Origin of the sequence: Mycobacterium sp. 2-64 (assembly GCF_035918375.1) — a bacterium.
GTDB lineage: Bacteria > Actinomycetota > Actinomycetes > Mycobacteriales > Mycobacteriaceae > Mycobacterium > Mycobacterium intracellulare.
In genome coordinates, this window is record NZ_CP142361.1 from 3,006,296 (window position 1) to 3,021,665 (window position 15,370).

Sequence of the window (15,370 nt, forward strand, 5' to 3'; positions counted from 1 at the left end):
GTTCGGGCGGGAAGGTCGAGCATGCGGTGCTCATCGCCGGAGGTGGCCCCACGGGGCTGATGCTCGCCGGCGAATTGGGTTTGGCCGGCGTCGACGTCGCGATCGTCGAGCGGCGCGCCAACCAGGATTTGATCGGATCGCGCGCCGGGGGTCTGCACGCTCGCACCATCGAAGTCCTCGATCAGCGCGGCATCGCCGATCGATTCTTGTCGCGGGGACAGGTGGCGCAGGTGGCGGGTTTCGCCCAGATTCGGCTGGACATCAGCGACTTTCCCACCCGCCACCCGTACGGACTGGCGCTGTGGCAGAACCAGATCGAACGAATCCTGGCCGAGTGGGTCGGCGAACTCGGCGTGCGCATCTATCGCGGCACAGAGGTGGCCACCCTCGCCCAGGACGACAACGGCGTCGACGTCGGCCTGTCCGATGGCCGGGTGATGCGGGCGGGCTATCTCGTCGGGTGCGACGGCGGACGCAGCGTGGTCCGCAAGGCAGCCGGCATCGAATTTCCGGGGTGGGATGCCACGACGAGCTATCTGCTCGCCGAGGCGGACATGGACTACGAAGATGACCAGCCGCCGCCGTGGGGTATCCGCCGCGACGCGCTTGGAGTCCACGCCCTGTCCACCACCGAGGAGGGCGGGCCGGTGCGAATCATGGTCACCGAGAAGCGCCTCCGGACCTCCGGCGAACCCACGGTGCACGATGCGAGGCGGGCGCTCGTCGCCGTCTACGGGACGGATTACGGAATCCACAGTCCCCGTTGGATTTCCCGCTTCACCGATGCTGCCCGGCAGGCCGCGTCCTATCGCGTCCGACGGGTGCTGGTCGCCGGCGACGCCGCGCACGTCCATCACCCGGTCGGCGGGCAGGGTCTGAACACCGGCGTCCAGGATGCCGTGAATCTGGGATGGAAGCTGGCCCAGGTGGTCAACAACACGTCACGCGACGGCCTCCTCGACACCTATCACGCCGAACGACACCCGATCGCCGCGCGGGTGCTGCGCAACTCGATCGCGCAGCTGGCGCTTCTTCGCGCGGACGACGGCACCGAGGCGCTGCGAGAAACGATGGGCGAGCTGCTGGGCATGGAGGAGCCTCGCAAACGGTTCGCCGCGATGATGTCCGGGCTGGGCATCCGCTACGACCTCGGGGAGGGGCACCCGCTGCTGGGGCGCCGCATGCCCGACCTGGACCTGATCACCGCTGACGGTCCGCTGCGGGTGTTTGCCCTCCTGCGGGACGGCCGGCCCGTTCTGCTCAACTTCGGCTCGGCCGGGCGCATCGACATCGCGTCGTGGGCGGGACGGGTGCGTGTGGTCGACGCGAAACACGAAGGGGATTGGGAACTTCCGGCACTGGGGACGGTGTGCGCCCCAACGGCGGTGTTGATCCGTCCGGACGGATATGTTGCCTGGACCGGTGAGGGAACCGACCCGGCGCTGCGTGATGCCCTCACCGCCTGGTTCGGGCCACCGGCCGGGTGATTGGCGCCGGTCGCGGGCCACCGTCGGGTGACTTGTTTTGGGGGGCGCACGGTGTATCGTGCGTGTTCCCTGATCATGAGCAGGAAGCACGCACCGTGGACATGGCAAGCGACCAATCGTCGACACCGCCGCTGGATTGGGGCGAAGCCCAACCCCTGCTGAGGCCGGTGCTGCGGCCGCAAAGCTACGCCAATCAGCTGGTCAACAACGGGGCACAGCCCTGGGTCCGTCCGGTGTTCCCGCACATCAACGAGATGGTCGTCGTGGACCTTCCCACGGTTCGGGCCATGGTGACGCCGGCCGAAACCGGCGCCTGGGGCATTACCGGCGACCAGGCGTTCGCGGTGGCCCGGGAGAATCTGACCGCGCGTCAGCAGGTCTTCACACCGGGCGAGAAGTATCTGTTGAAGGACGCCGACGGTGCCAGCTATGTCGACTCGATGATTCTGGCCACCGGGTGGCTGGGTTCGCTGGCGGTGGCGGGCGGCCCACGACCGCTGGTGTTCTTCCCCGGGGACGGGTCGCTGGTGCTGGGCACCGACGCCCCCGACCAGGTGGCCGAACTCTTCGAGGTCGCCGAGCAGCTGTACCTCGAGGCCGAACAACCTGTCTCGCCGCAGGGCTACACCATTGCGGGCGCCATCATCGTGCCGTTCGATCAGGCCGGCCCGCACCCGCTGCGCGGGTACGGCCTGGCGGCTCGAAGCCTCTTGGCCGCAAGGGAATACCAACACCAGACCGACTACCTGCGGCAGCATTACGAGCGCGAACTGTTCCCGCAATACGTCGGCGAGGCCCAGGTGATCGACACGCCGTGGGGGCGGCGCACCACGACGGTGTGGGGGCAGGGCCCGGCCTGGGAGCTGCCCCACACCGATTACGTGACGTTCCTCGTCGGCGACCCGTCGAACGTGTCGGACAAGTTCACCGTGCCGTTCGCCACGGTCGTCGACGTGGTGGGCATCCTGCCCGTCGCGGGGATCACCCCGGCGCGATACCGAGCCAACGAGTGGCCGGCACCGGAAACGCTGGCGACGCTGAAGGCTCACGCCATAGATCTGCCGAGCGGATGACTCGCTAGTCCGGCGGCTCGTTGTCCGAGCCTCGGACGGCGGCATGCTCCCGGTCGCTGGGCTTGCCGGGGACGTCTTTGGCTTCGCGGTCCCCGGCGACCTTCTCCTCGAGCCGATCGACGATGTTCTCCAGCTCCTGAGCGCGGCTCAATGGGTCTTTATCGGGCTTTGTCATGTCGCTTTCCGTTGGCTTGGTGGGGCGGCGAACCCCGATGCCGGGGGCCGCCGCTATCCCATACCCGATCGAGCGATCGCTAACCGGCCGCAACCGGAGAACAGGGGCGACAGAGCGTCGCGGCGGTGGAAGTATCGCAGGAGTGGCCACCGCAAAACCTCAGACGATCTCGTACCCCGCGCCCGACGCACGCCCGCGTCGCCACCACCCCGATCCGTTGGACCCCCACGTCATCGTCCTGTTCGGCGCGACGGGGGATCTGGCCAAGCGAAAGCTCATCCCCGGCCTGGCCTACTTGGACCAGTCCGAGCTGGCGCCCAACATTCAGATCGTCGCCACCTCACTGGAAGACTTGACCGACGACGAATTTCGCGAGCTCGCCAAGAACGCGATCGATTCATTCGGGACACACAAGCTCACACCCGACCAATGGGCGAACTTCGCGAGGATCATGACCTACGTCCCGCAGGGCGCCGGACCCGAAGCGCTGGCCACCGCCGTGGCGGACGCCGAAGCCAACCTGGGCCCCAACGCCCGGCGGCTGCATTACCTGTCGGTGCCGCCCAAGGCGGCGCGCGCGGTGATCACCATGCTGCGCGACGCGAAATTGGTCGACCGCTCACGGGTCGTGATGGAGAAACCATTCGGCACCGATCTGGCCAGCGCGGTGGCGCTCAACGACTTCGTGCACGAAACCTTCGAGGAATCCCAGATTTTCCGCATCGACCACTTCTTGGGCAAAGAGGCCGCCCAGAACATCTTGGCGTTCCGCTTCGCCAACGGGCTGTTCGAACCGATCTGGAACCGCAACTTCATCGACCACATCCAAATCGATATCCCCGAGGCACTGGGCCTGGATCAACGAGCGAGCTTCTATGAAGAGACCGGCGCATACAAGGACATGGTGGTCACCCACTTGTTCCAGGTGATGGCGTTCGTGGTGATGGAGCCGCCGACCGCGCTCGAACCCTTTGCCATCAGCGAAGAGAAGAACAAGGTCTTCCGGTCGATGCTGCCGGTCAAGCCCTCGAATGTGGTGCGCGGCCAGTACCAGGGATACCGCGACGAAGCCGGGGTGGCAAGGGATTCCGACACCGAGACGTTCATCGCCCTCCGGGTCGGCATCGACAACTGGAGGTGGGCCGGGGTGCCCATCTACCTGCGGACCGGCAAGAAGATGGCCGAGGGCATCCGCATCATCTCCATCGCGTTCAAGGAGGCCCCGCGCACGATGTTCCCACCCGGATCCGGGGTGGGAACCCAGGGTCCCGATCACCTCACGTTCGACCTCGCCGACAACTCGAAGGTGTCTTTGTCGTTCTATGGCAAGCGGCCCGGCCCCGGCATGAAGCTGGACAAGCTGTCCATGCAATTCTCCTCGCAGGAGATCGAGACGGTCGTCGATGTGCTGGAGGCCTACGAACGGCTCATCCTCGACGCGATGCGGGGCGACCACACCCTGTTCAATACCGCGGAAGGCATCGAATCCTTATGGGAGCGTTCGGAAGAGCTCCTCACCGATCCACCTGCGGTCAAGCTGTACCAGCCGGGAACCTGGGGGCCCAACGCCATTCACCAGTTGATCGCGCCGAACGCCTGGCGGTTGCCGTTCGAGCGGGAGTGGCGCCACGCCAGGCCCTGACGCGGGCGCCGGATCAACTCAGCTCAGCTCGGCGCTGAGGTAACTGATGGCGTGACGGAATCGCTTGAGGATTTCGTTGTCGGGCATCGCGAAACCGTAGTCGGCATACACCTGTTCGGTGGGGTGGCGCGTGACGTTCCAGCCGGTCGTGGACAGGTGCTCGGCGGCCGGACGGCGCTCCCCGAGCCAGACGAGTTCGGCGACGTCGATGTCGAGGCCGTGCTGGCGCCAGTTGTTGCGCATCGCCCGGGCCCGCTCGTCGGTGAACACGCTCATGTCGGTGATGTTCTCGGTGGCCAGCCGGCTACCCGGGGCGCTGAGCGCGGTGATGTTGTCCAGCAACCTGTCTTGGGCTTCCGGCGGTAGGTAGGGCAGTAGGCCCTCGGCGATCCAGGCGGTTGGAGAGTCGGCGTCGAAACCGCTGCCGCGCAAGGCGGTTGGCCAATCATCGCGCAGATCGATGGCGACGGTGCGGCGCTCGGCGGTCGGTTCCGCGCCGATCTGGGCGAGCGTGTCGGTCTTGAACGAGATGACCTCGGGCTGGTCGACCTCGAAAACCACGGTGCCCGCAGGCCACGACAACCGGTAGGCCCGGGCGTCGAGCCCGGCGGCCAAAATGACGGCCTGGCGTGCGCCGGCCGCCGTCGCGGCGCGGAAGAAATCGTCGAAGAACCTGGTCCGCACCGTCATCTGCTCGCGCCGCTGCTGCAGTGTCATCGGCGAGTCGTCGGTGTCGAGCGGGATCTGGCCGTCCAGCATCCGGACGAAGAAGGGATGTCCGACCGCCCGCACCAGCGGCTCGGCGAACCTGTCGTCGAGCAGCGGGTCCGGCTCGCGAGACGCCAACGCCCGGGAGGCCGCCACCATCGTCGCGGTCGCCCCCACGCTGGAGGCCAGGTCCCAGCTATCGCCCTCGCTTCGTGCCGAATCGATCGATGACATCCGTGTTTCCCTTCCAGGATCCGGCCGCCGCGCCGGCCGATTGGGCCGTGGGGCGGCCGCCACCCGCGACTACACCACCGCTACCGAAGGGTACTTTCTGCTATGCCGCGGTCACCACGCGCCACATGCAGGTGACTCCTTTCCCGCACGACTAGACGACAGGAAGCGAATCACGCTATGGCACCGACCCTGCGCCCGCGCCGCTCCGCCCTGTACTTGCCCGGCAACAAGCCCCGGGCGCTGGAGAAGGCCAAATCGCTGCCGGCGGATGTGCTGATATTCGACCTCGAAGACGCCGTGGGGCCCGACGCGAAGGCCGAATCGCGTGCGACGGTGTGCGAGGCCGTCTCGTCGGACAGCTACCGGCCCCGCGAGGTCGTGGTGCGCATCAACGGATTGGACACCAACTGGCACAGCGACGACTTGGCCGCGGTGGCCGGATCGGCCGCCGACGGGGTGCTGGTGCCGAAAGTCGAGACGGGCCAACAGGTTCGGGCGCTGGCCGACGCGCTCGACGCGCTGGGGGCACCGAAGTCGTTGCAGCTGTGGGTGATGATCGAAACGCCCCGGGCGTTTCTGAGGGCCGAGGAGGTCGCGTCGGCCAGCGAGCGCCTGGCCGGTTTGGTGGTCGGCACCAACGATCTCGTCAACGAGCTGCACGGCCTGCACGTCCCCGGGCGCGCGCCCGTCGTCCCCGCGCTGGGCATGGCCCTGCTGGGCGCGAGGGCGGCCGGAAAAATCATTCTGGATGGCGTGTTCAACGACATCACGGATGAGGGCGGATTCCGGGCCGAGGCGCAGCACGGCCGCGAAATGGGATTCGACGGCAAGACCCTGATCCATCCGTCACAGATCGCCCCGGCGAACGAGCTGTTCGGCCCATCGCAGAAGGAGCTCGACGACGCCCGCAAGGTCGTATCGGCCTACGAGGAGGCGCGGGCCGCGGGCACCAGCGTCATCACGGTCGATGGCCGCATGATCGAGAGCCTGCACGTGCGCGACGCCCAGCGGATTCTCGCCCTGGCCGATTTGATCGCGGAGATGGAAACCGCTTCCTAGCTCGGATTAGGCCGGGCAGAGCGATCGGGGTCGGCCACACGGTAGGTTGTACGCGATTCCCGACGACTCGAGAGGAGACAAGGTGGGCGAGACCGCGGCCATGGCCGAGGCCGACCGCACGTGGATGATCGACACGCTGCTCGCACTGCTGCAGACCCCGAGTCCGTCGGGGCGCACGGATGCCGTGATGCAGGTGATCGGCGACATCCTCGACGACTTCGGCGTGCCGTTCACGCTGACGCGGCGCGGGGCGCTGACCGCGGAGCTCCCGGGGGAGTCGGCGACCACCGACCGGGCGCTGGTGGTTCATTCGGACACCATCGGCTGCATGGTCCGCGACCTCAAGGACAACGGCCGCCTGGGACTGGTCCCGGTCGGCACCTTCTCGGCCCGGTTCGCCGCGGGAGCCCGCGTGCGCATCTTCATCGACGACCCCGACGAGTTCATCACCGGCACGGTCATGCCGCTCAAGTCCAGCGGACATGCGTTCGGCGACGAGATCGACACCCAACCCACCGACTGGGACCACGTCGAGGTTCGGATCGACCGCAAGGTGTCCTCGCGCGAGGACCTGCTTCGCCTCGGCCTGCAAATCGGCGACTTCGTCGCGTTGATCACCAGCCCCGAGCTCACCGCCGACGGCTTCATCGTCTCCCGCCACCTGGACGGAAAGGCGGGCGTCGCGATCGCGCTCGCGCTGGCCAAGAACTTCTCCGAGAACAAGGTGGTGCTGCCGCACCGCACCACGATCATGGTCACCATCACCGAGGAGGTCGGCCACGGGGCCAGCCACGGGCTGCCCGCCGACGTCGCCGAATTGGTGTCGGTGGACAACGCGGTGTGCGCGCCCGGGCAGCACTCGCTCGAGGACGGCGTGACGATCCCGATGGCCGATATGCACGGGCCCTTCGACTACCACCTGACCCGCAAGCTCTGCCGCCTCGCCCAGGAGCGGGGAATCCCGTTCGCGCGCGACATCTTTCGCTACTACCGTTCCGACGCCGCCGCGGCGATCGAGGCGGGCGCGAACACCCGCGCCGCGCTCGTCGGCTTCGGTCTTGACGGCAGCCACGGCTGGGAGCGCACCCACATCGATTCGCTCGAAGCCGCCTACAACCTGCTGCATGCATGGCTGCAGACGCCGTTGACGTTCGCCAAGTGGGACGCCAAGCCGACGGGCAGTCTGCGCGACTTTCCGTCGTCGAAGCAGCCCGCGCCCAGCGAGCGGTGGGTGCCGCTGTCTCGCGGCGATTACGAAAGCCCGGGCGAGGCGTCGCCCGGCACGCCGTGGCCGCCGTCGGAGGGACCCCAGGCCTAACAGCCGCGGGGCATCCGGTCGGCGCGCCAGCAGCGGGACTGCATGGGGACGTCGATCGAATCAGCCGCGGGGAAGCGCTCACGCAACACAGCGCGGGCGTTGGCCAGCCGGCGTTCGCGGTCGTCGGGAGACGCGGTGATGATCCTGCTGTAGGTGCCCACCATCCCGACGACGTCGTCGAGCCTCATCGTGCGCACGAAGGTGAACGCCTCGCGGGCCACCTGGTGGAAGATCTGCGGATCGGGGAGTGTGACGTTTTCGTGGAGCTGGCGGAAGCGTTCGGGGGCATCCGCCTCAGTCCTTTCGTCGCCGGGCAGCAGGTCGAGGTCGCGGACCCAGTCCACGTCGCGATCGCGACTGGTCCAAATCAGGCCGAAGCGCCCGCCGTCGCGAAGCACCCGCCCGATTTCCGGAACCGCCCGTTCGGGATCCATCCAGTGCCACGCCGCCGAGACGAACACGGCGTCCGCGGCACGGTCGGGGAGTGGGATCGACTCACCGCTGCCCTCGAGGACGCGGACGCCGGGGGAGCGCTCGGCCAGCACCGCGCGCATCCGGGCGTCGGGCTCGACGGCGATGACCTGTGCCGCCCTGCCGATGAGCGTGCGGGTGAACAGCCCCGTCCCCGCGCCCACGTCGACGGCCACCTCGCACTCCGATGGCATCAACCAGTCCACCGCCTGCCGCGGGGCCTGCGGACGCAGCCCGTCGTAGTTTTCGGCGATCGATCCGAACGACATTGCGCGCGCTTGACGATCAGTCACACGCGACAACGTAATCCAGCTCGCTATGCAGAACGTGAGAAAGGATCGCGCGTCACCAGAGGGCGCTGTGATTGACGAGCGCATCGGCGATGAGGCCGACCCCGAAAACGAGAAACAGAAGCCGCACCGACATGGGGCCGTAGCGGGTGAGCGCGCGCACCAGTCCCCGCTGAATGCGCGCGGCCCGCACCGTTCGTCTCATCGACAGCGCAAGGATCGCCAGCGGCGGCGACACCGCGATTGCGCAGTAGGTGATGATGACCAGCGGCCAGAGCGGGGGCCGGGGATGCAACGCGGCCAGCATGGCCAGCCCCGTGAGGTAGGGCACCGCGGTCGGCGCTTGTCCGCTTCCCACCGCCAGCCCGAGGAATCCGAGCAGCCACGGACGTTTGCGCATGGCCGCCATCGCCCAGCCGGGCGCCGACGATTGTGCGGTCAGCGGGAAGTATGCCAAGCCGATCAGCACGATCCCCAACAGCAATTCGCCACGAAACCGGATGGCCGGCGTGATGTGAAAATCGAACGCCTCGGTGATGAAGCTGATACCCAGCACCGTGCACAGGCCGAAGGTGGTCGTCACGGCGAACACGCCCGCGACGAAGCTCAAGGCGCCCGGGATGGGGGAGCGGCGACCGAGCCGGCTGTCGAAGATGACCGCCGAGACGACGCCCACGTTGAGGACGTTCAGCGAATCGAGAAACGCCAGCCCCGCCAGGGCAAGAATCAGAGCTGCCACGCGCCTGTACCGGCTCTAGCGTGCGGATTCGCCGGGTGCTCGGAAGCGGCTGGGCACTGACCACGGCGACACGATCAAAGCGGCGATCATGCTGCAGACAATACGGTCAGACCGGAGCGCTCACGCAGGGGGCGATGGCGCCAGCGCGGGCGATCCGCGGCATGATCGAGGCGTCGACGAAGCGGCTGACGCATCCACACAGCCACAGCACATCGAATCCGGAGGCGCGCCACCGATGAACACGCTGACACCGCAGGGGCTGCACGAATACCTCATCGGGTTTGCTGGAAATGACCCGGCTTCCAAACGAACTCGGGCATAGACCGCCGACACCGCCGCGCCGACACCGGGAGAACTGAATGGGATTGCTCGACCGCAAGACCGCCGTCGTGACCGGCGCCAATTCGGGGATCGGGCTGGCCACCGCCGAGCGATTCCTCGCCGAAGGTGCCGAACGGGTGTTCATCACGGGCCGGCGTCAGACCGAACTCGATACCGCGGCAAGCAAATTGGGACCGAGGGCAACCGCCGTGGCCGGCGATGTCGGCGTTCCGGAGGACTTGGATCGGCTCTATGGGGAGGTCGAGTCCGCCGGCCGGGGCCTCGACATCGTCATGGCCAACGCGGGGGTGACCCGGGTGGCGCGGCTGGGGGAGATCACCGACGATGACCTCGACGCGCTGCTGACCACCAACGTCAAGGGGGTCGTGCACACCGTCCAAAAAGCGCTGCCCCTGCTCAACGACGGCGCCTCGGTCATCCTGACGGGCTCCACCACCGCCGACCGCGGCCGCGCCGGGCTGAGCATCTACGCCGCCACCAAGGCTGCCGTCCGATCACTGGCCCGCGCCTGGGCCAACGAGCTCGCCGACCGCAACATCCGGGTCAACGTCATCGTCTCTGGGTCCACCGCCACCCCGGGCAGCGATAGACTGGCCGCGCAAACCGACCCGGAAGCGTCGATCGAAGAGTTCCGCGCCGGCCGCATCGCGACCATTCCATTGGGTCGCTTCGCCGATCCCATCGAGATCGCCAATGCCGCGGTCTTTTTGGCGAGCGATCTGTCCAGCTTCACCACGGGATCCACGGTTACCGCCGACGGTGGATTCAACCAAGTCTGACGCAGAACGCGCGGCTGCCACGGCAGTACCCACCACAGCGTGGAGCTAAGCGCTTCGTATACCTGCGCGAATCGCGCGAAGCGCGGACGCCGACGGGCGCGGCCCTCTACAGTTCGACGAATGACGAACACCCGCACTGGCACTTAAGGGAAAACGCGATGTCGAAAAGTGTTGCGACCAAAAACGACAACGAGAAGATCGTGGTCGACTTTATACATGCCGCTTACGGCGAGAGCATGGACATCGACGCGATGACCGCGCTCATGGCCGAGGACTTCGTGTGGCAACTCCACGTTCCGCTGTCCCCGGTCGTGCGGGGACGCGACGCGGCGCGCGCAGAACTCGAGAAGCACAACACGCTGTCGACCGGCATGGTCGAGGGGAGCGAGATCCGCACGATCGTGTCCGACGGCGACACCGTCGTCGTCGAACGAGTCGACGTGAACTCTATGAATGGCGTGGCCGTCACGTTTTATGTCACAGCCATTTTCGAGGTTCGCGACGGTGCGATCGCTCATTGGCGAGAGTATTGGGACACCGCCCACGTCGCGCAGCAACTCGGCATCGATCCCGCGCTGATGTTCGCCCCGCTGACGAATTAGTCGCCGGCGCAGGGTGTTTGGCGGGCGGAGCTAGCCCGATGTGCTGAGGATCTTGATCGCGAAAACCAGCGTGTCACCCGGGCGGATTCCGGCGCTGGGCTGACCTTCGGGGTAGCCATCCGCGGGGACCATCGCGACGGCGACGGTGGACCCCACCTTTTGTCCCGCGATGGCCTTTTGGAAGCCCGGCACGACGCCCGTGAGCGGGAAGTCGACGGGGGCGCCGCGTTGGTAGCTGCTGTCGAACACCGACCCGTCACGACCATTGACACCCATGTAGCAGACGGAGACCTTCGCGGTGCTCGAGACCACGGGTCCATCTCCGGCGCGCAGCGTATGCACCTGCGTCTGGGTCACGGCGAACGGTGCCGTCACGGTCACCCGCGGGGCCGTCGTGTCGGTGGACCCGGTGACGGCGACGCTCCCCGTGTTCCCGGCGAGGGTCCAGTCAGGCGTTCCACCATTCTGCGGTGCCGCGGTTGGGCACGAGTCGGCCGCGTTGGCCGTGCCCGATCCAGCGAGCAGGAGAGCGGTTGCCGCGGCGCCGGCCGCGAGCGCCACAGACGAATACATCCGGAACGAGTTCACGGCCGTCACGCTACAGCGACGCATCGCGCGCCTTGCTGGTAGCTCATCTGTAGCGACTGCGCTGCGCAATTTTTTCGATGAGTGCCCGAACGATAAGGCAGAGGTTCTCGGCGCAAAATAGGCCATTCGTACAAAATGGACAAAGCAGCTAGAATGGCTAAGGTGCAGACCAAGGAGGGAGCGCCATGTCCACCGTCTCGTTCCGCAACCGCGACGGCAAGCTCGTCGATGTCCCCTCGGTGACCGCCAGCCGCCTCAAAAATGAGTTCGGCACAGTCTTCGATGAGGCCGCGGTCAGCGGGGCGGTGGTGATCACCAAGCACAACACCCCCAGGGCAGTGCTGCTGTCGTACGCCGAATTCGAGGCCCTGGCCGCAACGGCGGCACCCGCCCTCGACGACCTCAGTGCACGCTTCGACGAACTGCTGGCGACCATGCAGACGCCGAAGGCCAAAGCCGGGGTCGCCGCCGCGTTCGACGCCACACCGGAAGAGCTGGGCGCCGCCGCGGTGAAGGCGGCACGCACCGCGCCGCTGCGCTGATCCGGCGCGGCCCATGGCTCGCACGACGACACCGGCGCAGATACACGTGTTGGCGGGCGTCAACGGCGTCGGCAAGAGCAGCGTCGTGGGCGCGACGATCCGCGACAAGGGCGGTGAGTACTACAACCCGGACGAGGCCGCGCGAGAGATCATGGCGGCCCACCCCGGATTGGGCCAGGCCGAGGCCAACGCCGCGGCGTGGGAACAGGGCCGAAAGATGCTGCAGCGGGCGATCGATCAACGCCTCGACTTCACCTTCGAGACCACGCTCGGCGGCACCACGATGCCGGCACTGCTGGCCGAGGCCGCCAAGCGCGGACTCGAGGTCCATGTTTTCTATGTCGGCCTCGACAGCGCCGATACCTGCATCGAGCGGGTCCGCCAACGGGTCCGCGCCGGCGGGCATGACATTTCCGACGCCGACGTCCGTCGCCGTTACCGCCACAGCCTGATCAATCTCGTGAAACTACTGCCGGTGCTCACCGGGTTGCGGATGTACGACAACTCGGCGAGCGCCGATCCCGCCGAGGGGCAGGCGCCGAAGCCGGTCTTGGTGTTGCACATGGACCGCGGCCGCATCGTCGGGCCGTCCGACTTGAGCTCCACACCGGCTTGGGCCAAGCCGGTCGTCGCGGCGGCGTTGGAGCTCGCGCAGGGATCGTAAGCGGGAGTCTGGATCTCGGAACCGCAAATTGTTCTCGATTTGCCAGCACGGTCTTGACCCCGTCGCCCGCCTCGGTTCGATAATGCTCGTACCTCGAGGGAAAGGCCCGCATTGACATCGATGGCAACCGTGACGATCGCGATGCGCGCGGTCAGCCCTTTGCGCAGCAGCTCCGGTGGCCCGCGAACCTACCGGTCGGAATGATCGATGGGCGCAATGCGGACGGTAAGCCGGCGTCGGACCATCGCCGCGCCGATCGACGCGGTGCTCGACTGGCTCATTAACGGAAACAATTGGAGTGACATACCGGGGATGTTTTACTCCCGCGTTCGCCCGGTCGATGGGCCAGAGCCTTTTGGAGTCGGCTCAATTCGTGAATTCGCCAGCTCGGGTTCGAAAGTCACCGAAGTGGTCACGGCGTTCGAACGGCCACACTCGATTAGCTACCAAGCCCTGTCAACCGTGCCGCCAGCGCAACACAGCGGTGGCTCGGTGACGTTGCAGGAGGTGCCGGGAGGCACCGAAGTTCTATGGACAACAAGCTTCCGCCTCAAAAGCCCCGTCCTCGCTGGCTTATTCACCCGGCTCTATGCGCCCTTATTCGGATTGGGAATCCGCATGGTCCTGCGAACAGCAGAGCGGGCTTTGACCAGCGACCAAGCGAACACCTGACGCACCAGTGCCGCAACAACATTGGGCGCGCACGGCGCACCAGCGCCGCCGCGGCCGGTTTCCCAGCCGAGCTGCGGCGGCTGTCGCGGTTGCCTGGGCGGTCTGGCCGGTGTCTTTCGTGGTAGCCGGTGCTTGCTGAAACGGGATCAGCTTTCCGCGGCTTCCGAGGAGCTGGCGTAGCTGGACATCGCGGTGACGTCTTGGGACCACATCTGGCGTATTCGATTTCGGTGGCCGCGATCGCCGCGCCGTTTTGCCCCAACAGGTTGGTCGCCTGCAGCGCTGCCAGCCGGGTGCGGCTTGCCGCGACCGGTGCTGGCGGGACGGTCGCGCCAGCGCGGCCTCATAGGCGGCAGCCGCGGCTTGGGCTTGGGCGGCGGTCTGCTCAGCGAGGCCCGCCGTGGTCGACATCCAGTTCACGTACGGTGCGCCGCGGCCGCCACGGATGTTGACGACGGACCCTCCCGCGACTCGCTGGTCAGATTCGAAATCGCCGAGCCGTAGGAGGATGCGGACCGACGTAGAGCTGGGTGAAGATGACCTCGGGTGGGAGCGCTGCGAAATCGGTGAAAACCATGGCGGTGCCTTTCCTTATTTCGCGTTCGGCGGGATCACGATGACCGTGGAGGTGGTGGCGATGTCATCGACGGCCACCGCCCCGGGCACGCGCACCGCCGCCCCGGCCACCGCGCGGGTGGCGCTGCCCCCGACGGCGCGCCCGGCCAGGCTCGACAGGGCGGTGGGGCCGAACAGGCCCTGGCCGGGATTGACGGTCATCGCCGGTGCGGCGTCCAGCATCGTCTCGGGCAACTCGGCGGCCAGGGTCCTGATCGCGGGCGTGGCCGAGGCCCAGTTCGCGGGAACCGACAACGATCCGACGACACCGGCGCGACCCACCGCCGCCGACACCGTTCCCGCACTCGGCGCCTGAAAGGAGGTGGAGCCGGTCAGCAGATCGCTGTGCAGCAGCGGAGCCAGAACCCCGTGGAGGCCTTTCGGATGCAGTGTGCCACCGATGCTTCGCAGGTTGGCGCCCATCCCGCGGACATTGAGCGCGAGCTGATAAAAACCCTTCCCCGCGGTCCCGATGCCGATCGGCGAGTAGGGCCCGGTCAGGACGTTGAGGACGTTGTTGAAACTCTTCAGGCCCCCCGTGGCTTCCCCGAGGCCGAGCGAGATTCCCGGCGACGTCGTCGCCGTCGCCGCGGTTTGCGTCGCGGCCGGGGCCTGCGAGAGCGCCTGGGAGACGGCGGATTCCACGTTGGAGCTCGCCGAGGACTGAGTCGCGGCGGCGACCGCGGCGGCCTGGTTGGTTTCCGCGCTGCCGTCGGTGGTCGTCGGTGGCGTGGTGAACGGTGCCAGTTGAGTCGCGGCCGCCGAGGAACCCGCATAGCCATACATCGCGGCCGCGTCTTGGGCCCACATCTCGGCGTACTGGGCCTCGGTGGCCGCGATGGCCGGGGTGTTTTGGCCCAGGATGTTGGTCGCGACCAGTGTCGCCAACAACGCCCGGTTGGCCGCGATCACCGGCGGCGGCACCGTGGCCGCGAAGACGGCCTCATACGCGCCCGCCGCCGCCTTCGCCTGACTTGCCGACTGCTCGGCCTGCGCGGCGCTGCCGATCAGCCACGCAACGTACGGCGCGGCCGCCGCCGCCATCGACGTCGACGAGGGACCATTCCAACCTGCTTTCAGCTCCGAGATCACAGTCCCGTAAGACGCTGCCGTGGAATGTAATTCGGACGCTAGTCCATCCCAGGCGGCCGCGGCGGCCAACAAGGGTGCCGGTCCGGGGCCTGAGTAGATCCTGCCGGAGTTGATCTCCGGAGGTAACGCTCCGAATTCCATTGCTTTCCTCCGCATCCGGATATGGCCAACGTCAGCCAGCATCTCAACCGCCGATAACGTTGTCCTTCAACAGCATTCAGCATGCTCAGCTATCGAAAGCCATGGCCGCCGATGGCTTGAATGCTCTTGTGCCCAGA

At 67.1% G+C, this 15,370-nt stretch carries 16 protein-coding genes and 1 pseudogene; 10 read left to right on the plus strand and 7 right to left on the minus strand.

All coding sequences use genetic code 11. The features are described 5' to 3' along the window. Positions 1–59 precede the first annotated feature (59 nt). Both QGN31_RS14190 and QGN31_RS14195 read left to right on the plus strand, forming a co-directional pair. Positions 60–1,487, plus strand: a complete 1,428-nt coding sequence (locus QGN31_RS14190) for an FAD-dependent monooxygenase (RefSeq protein ID WP_236591192.1) — start codon at positions 60–62, stop codon at positions 1,485–1,487. Positions 1,488–1,582: 95 nt separating this feature from the next. After that, a complete protein-coding gene (locus tag QGN31_RS14195) occupies positions 1,583–2,560 on the plus strand; it encodes a hypothetical protein (protein WP_009957162.1) in 978 nt (325 codons plus the stop codon). A 4-nt stretch (positions 2,561–2,564) separates the two neighbouring features. Here the strand turns inward: QGN31_RS14195 and QGN31_RS14200 are convergent, their stop codons facing one another. Next, the gene (locus QGN31_RS14200; protein ID WP_201407217.1) at positions 2,565–2,735 is read right to left on the minus strand and encodes a hypothetical protein; all 171 of its coding nucleotides are present in this window, start codon (positions 2,733–2,735) and stop codon (positions 2,565–2,567) included. 142 nt (positions 2,736–2,877) lie between these two features. On the opposite strand from QGN31_RS14200, the gene zwf reads away from it, so the two are divergent. Continuing rightward, entirely contained in the window at positions 2,878–4,377 is a 1,500-nt protein-coding gene (gene zwf / locus QGN31_RS14205; RefSeq protein WP_014380122.1) for a glucose-6-phosphate dehydrogenase, read from the plus strand. An 18-nt stretch (positions 4,378–4,395) separates the two neighbouring features. Here zwf and QGN31_RS14210 read toward each other — a convergent pair whose 3' ends face one another. Continuing rightward, positions 4,396–5,319, minus strand: a complete 924-nt coding sequence (locus QGN31_RS14210) for a class I SAM-dependent methyltransferase (RefSeq protein ID WP_009957159.1) — start codon at positions 5,317–5,319, stop codon at positions 4,396–4,398. Positions 5,320–5,496: 177 nt separating this feature from the next. Here QGN31_RS14210 and QGN31_RS14215 point away from each other — a divergent pair, with 177 nt between their 5' ends. Together QGN31_RS14215 and QGN31_RS14220 are read left to right on the plus strand one after the other, a co-directional pair. After that, positions 5,497–6,378 carry an HpcH/HpaI aldolase/citrate lyase family protein gene (locus tag QGN31_RS14215; RefSeq protein WP_009957158.1) on the plus strand — a complete coding sequence of 294 codons (882 nt, stop codon included), beginning with the start codon at positions 5,497–5,499 and terminating at the stop codon, positions 6,376–6,378. An 82-nt stretch (positions 6,379–6,460) separates the two neighbouring features. Then, positions 6,461–7,696: an osmoprotectant NAGGN system M42 family peptidase gene (locus QGN31_RS14220; RefSeq protein WP_009957156.1), complete on the plus strand. Its 1,236-nt coding sequence runs from the start codon at positions 6,461–6,463 to the stop codon at positions 7,694–7,696. Here QGN31_RS14220 and QGN31_RS14225 read toward each other — a convergent pair. After that, positions 7,693–8,460 (minus strand): class I SAM-dependent methyltransferase, encoded by a 768-nt coding sequence (locus QGN31_RS14225; protein WP_041784973.1) that lies wholly within the window; start codon positions 8,458–8,460, stop codon positions 7,693–7,695. The two genes, QGN31_RS14220 and QGN31_RS14225, sit on opposite strands and share 4 nt — an antisense overlap. Before the next feature lie 52 nt (positions 8,461–8,512). Continuing rightward, the gene (locus QGN31_RS14230) at positions 8,513–9,196 is read right to left on the minus strand and encodes a GAP family protein (RefSeq protein WP_008256612.1); all 684 of its coding nucleotides are present in this window, start codon (positions 9,194–9,196) and stop codon (positions 8,513–8,515) included. Between the two features lie 359 nt (positions 9,197–9,555). Between QGN31_RS14230 and QGN31_RS14235 the strand changes: the two genes are divergently transcribed. Together QGN31_RS14235 and QGN31_RS14240 are read left to right on the plus strand one after the other, a co-directional pair. Further along, positions 9,556–10,317 (plus strand): SDR family NAD(P)-dependent oxidoreductase, encoded by a 762-nt coding sequence (locus tag QGN31_RS14235; RefSeq protein ID WP_008256611.1) that lies wholly within the window; start codon positions 9,556–9,558, stop codon positions 10,315–10,317. A 236-nt stretch (positions 10,318–10,553) separates the two neighbouring features. After that, on the plus strand, positions 10,554–10,919 hold the full coding sequence (locus QGN31_RS14240; protein WP_231119642.1) for a limonene-1,2-epoxide hydrolase family protein: 366 nt from the start codon (positions 10,554–10,556) through the stop codon (positions 10,917–10,919). Between the two features lie 30 nt (positions 10,920–10,949). Here QGN31_RS14240 and QGN31_RS14245 read toward each other — a convergent pair whose 3' ends face one another. Next, positions 10,950–11,507 carry an FKBP-type peptidyl-prolyl cis-trans isomerase gene (locus QGN31_RS14245; protein ID WP_009957154.1) on the minus strand — a complete coding sequence of 186 codons (558 nt, stop codon included), beginning with the start codon at positions 11,505–11,507 and terminating at the stop codon, positions 10,950–10,952. Between the two features lie 185 nt (positions 11,508–11,692). On the opposite strand from QGN31_RS14245, the gene QGN31_RS14250 reads away from it, so the two are divergent. The 3 genes from QGN31_RS14250 to QGN31_RS14260 all read left to right on the plus strand — a co-directional run bounded on the left by QGN31_RS14250 (position 11,693) and on the right by QGN31_RS14260 (position 13,385). Further along, on the plus strand, positions 11,693–12,049 hold the full coding sequence (locus QGN31_RS14250; protein ID WP_008256608.1) for a type II toxin-antitoxin system prevent-host-death family antitoxin: 357 nt from the start codon (positions 11,693–11,695) through the stop codon (positions 12,047–12,049). Between the two features lie 13 nt (positions 12,050–12,062). Further along, positions 12,063–12,713, plus strand: coding sequence for a zeta toxin family protein (locus tag QGN31_RS14255; RefSeq protein ID WP_201407218.1), 651 nt, complete (start codon positions 12,063–12,065; stop codon positions 12,711–12,713). Positions 12,714–12,920: 207 nt separating this feature from the next. Further along, positions 12,921–13,385 (plus strand): SRPBCC family protein, encoded by a 465-nt coding sequence (locus QGN31_RS14260; RefSeq protein ID WP_236591191.1) that lies wholly within the window; start codon positions 12,921–12,923, stop codon positions 13,383–13,385. Here the strand turns inward: QGN31_RS14260 and QGN31_RS14265 are convergent. Together QGN31_RS14265 and QGN31_RS14270 are read right to left on the minus strand one after the other, a co-directional pair. Then, positions 13,291–13,796 (minus strand): annotated as a pseudogene (locus tag QGN31_RS14265) (PPE domain-containing protein). The gene QGN31_RS14260 and the pseudogene QGN31_RS14265 sit on opposite strands and share 95 nt — an antisense overlap. A 180-nt stretch (positions 13,797–13,976) precedes the next feature. Next, entirely contained in the window at positions 13,977–15,233 is a 1,257-nt protein-coding gene (locus QGN31_RS14270; RefSeq protein WP_201407219.1) for a PPE family protein, read from the minus strand. Positions 15,234–15,370: the final 137 nt, after the last annotated feature.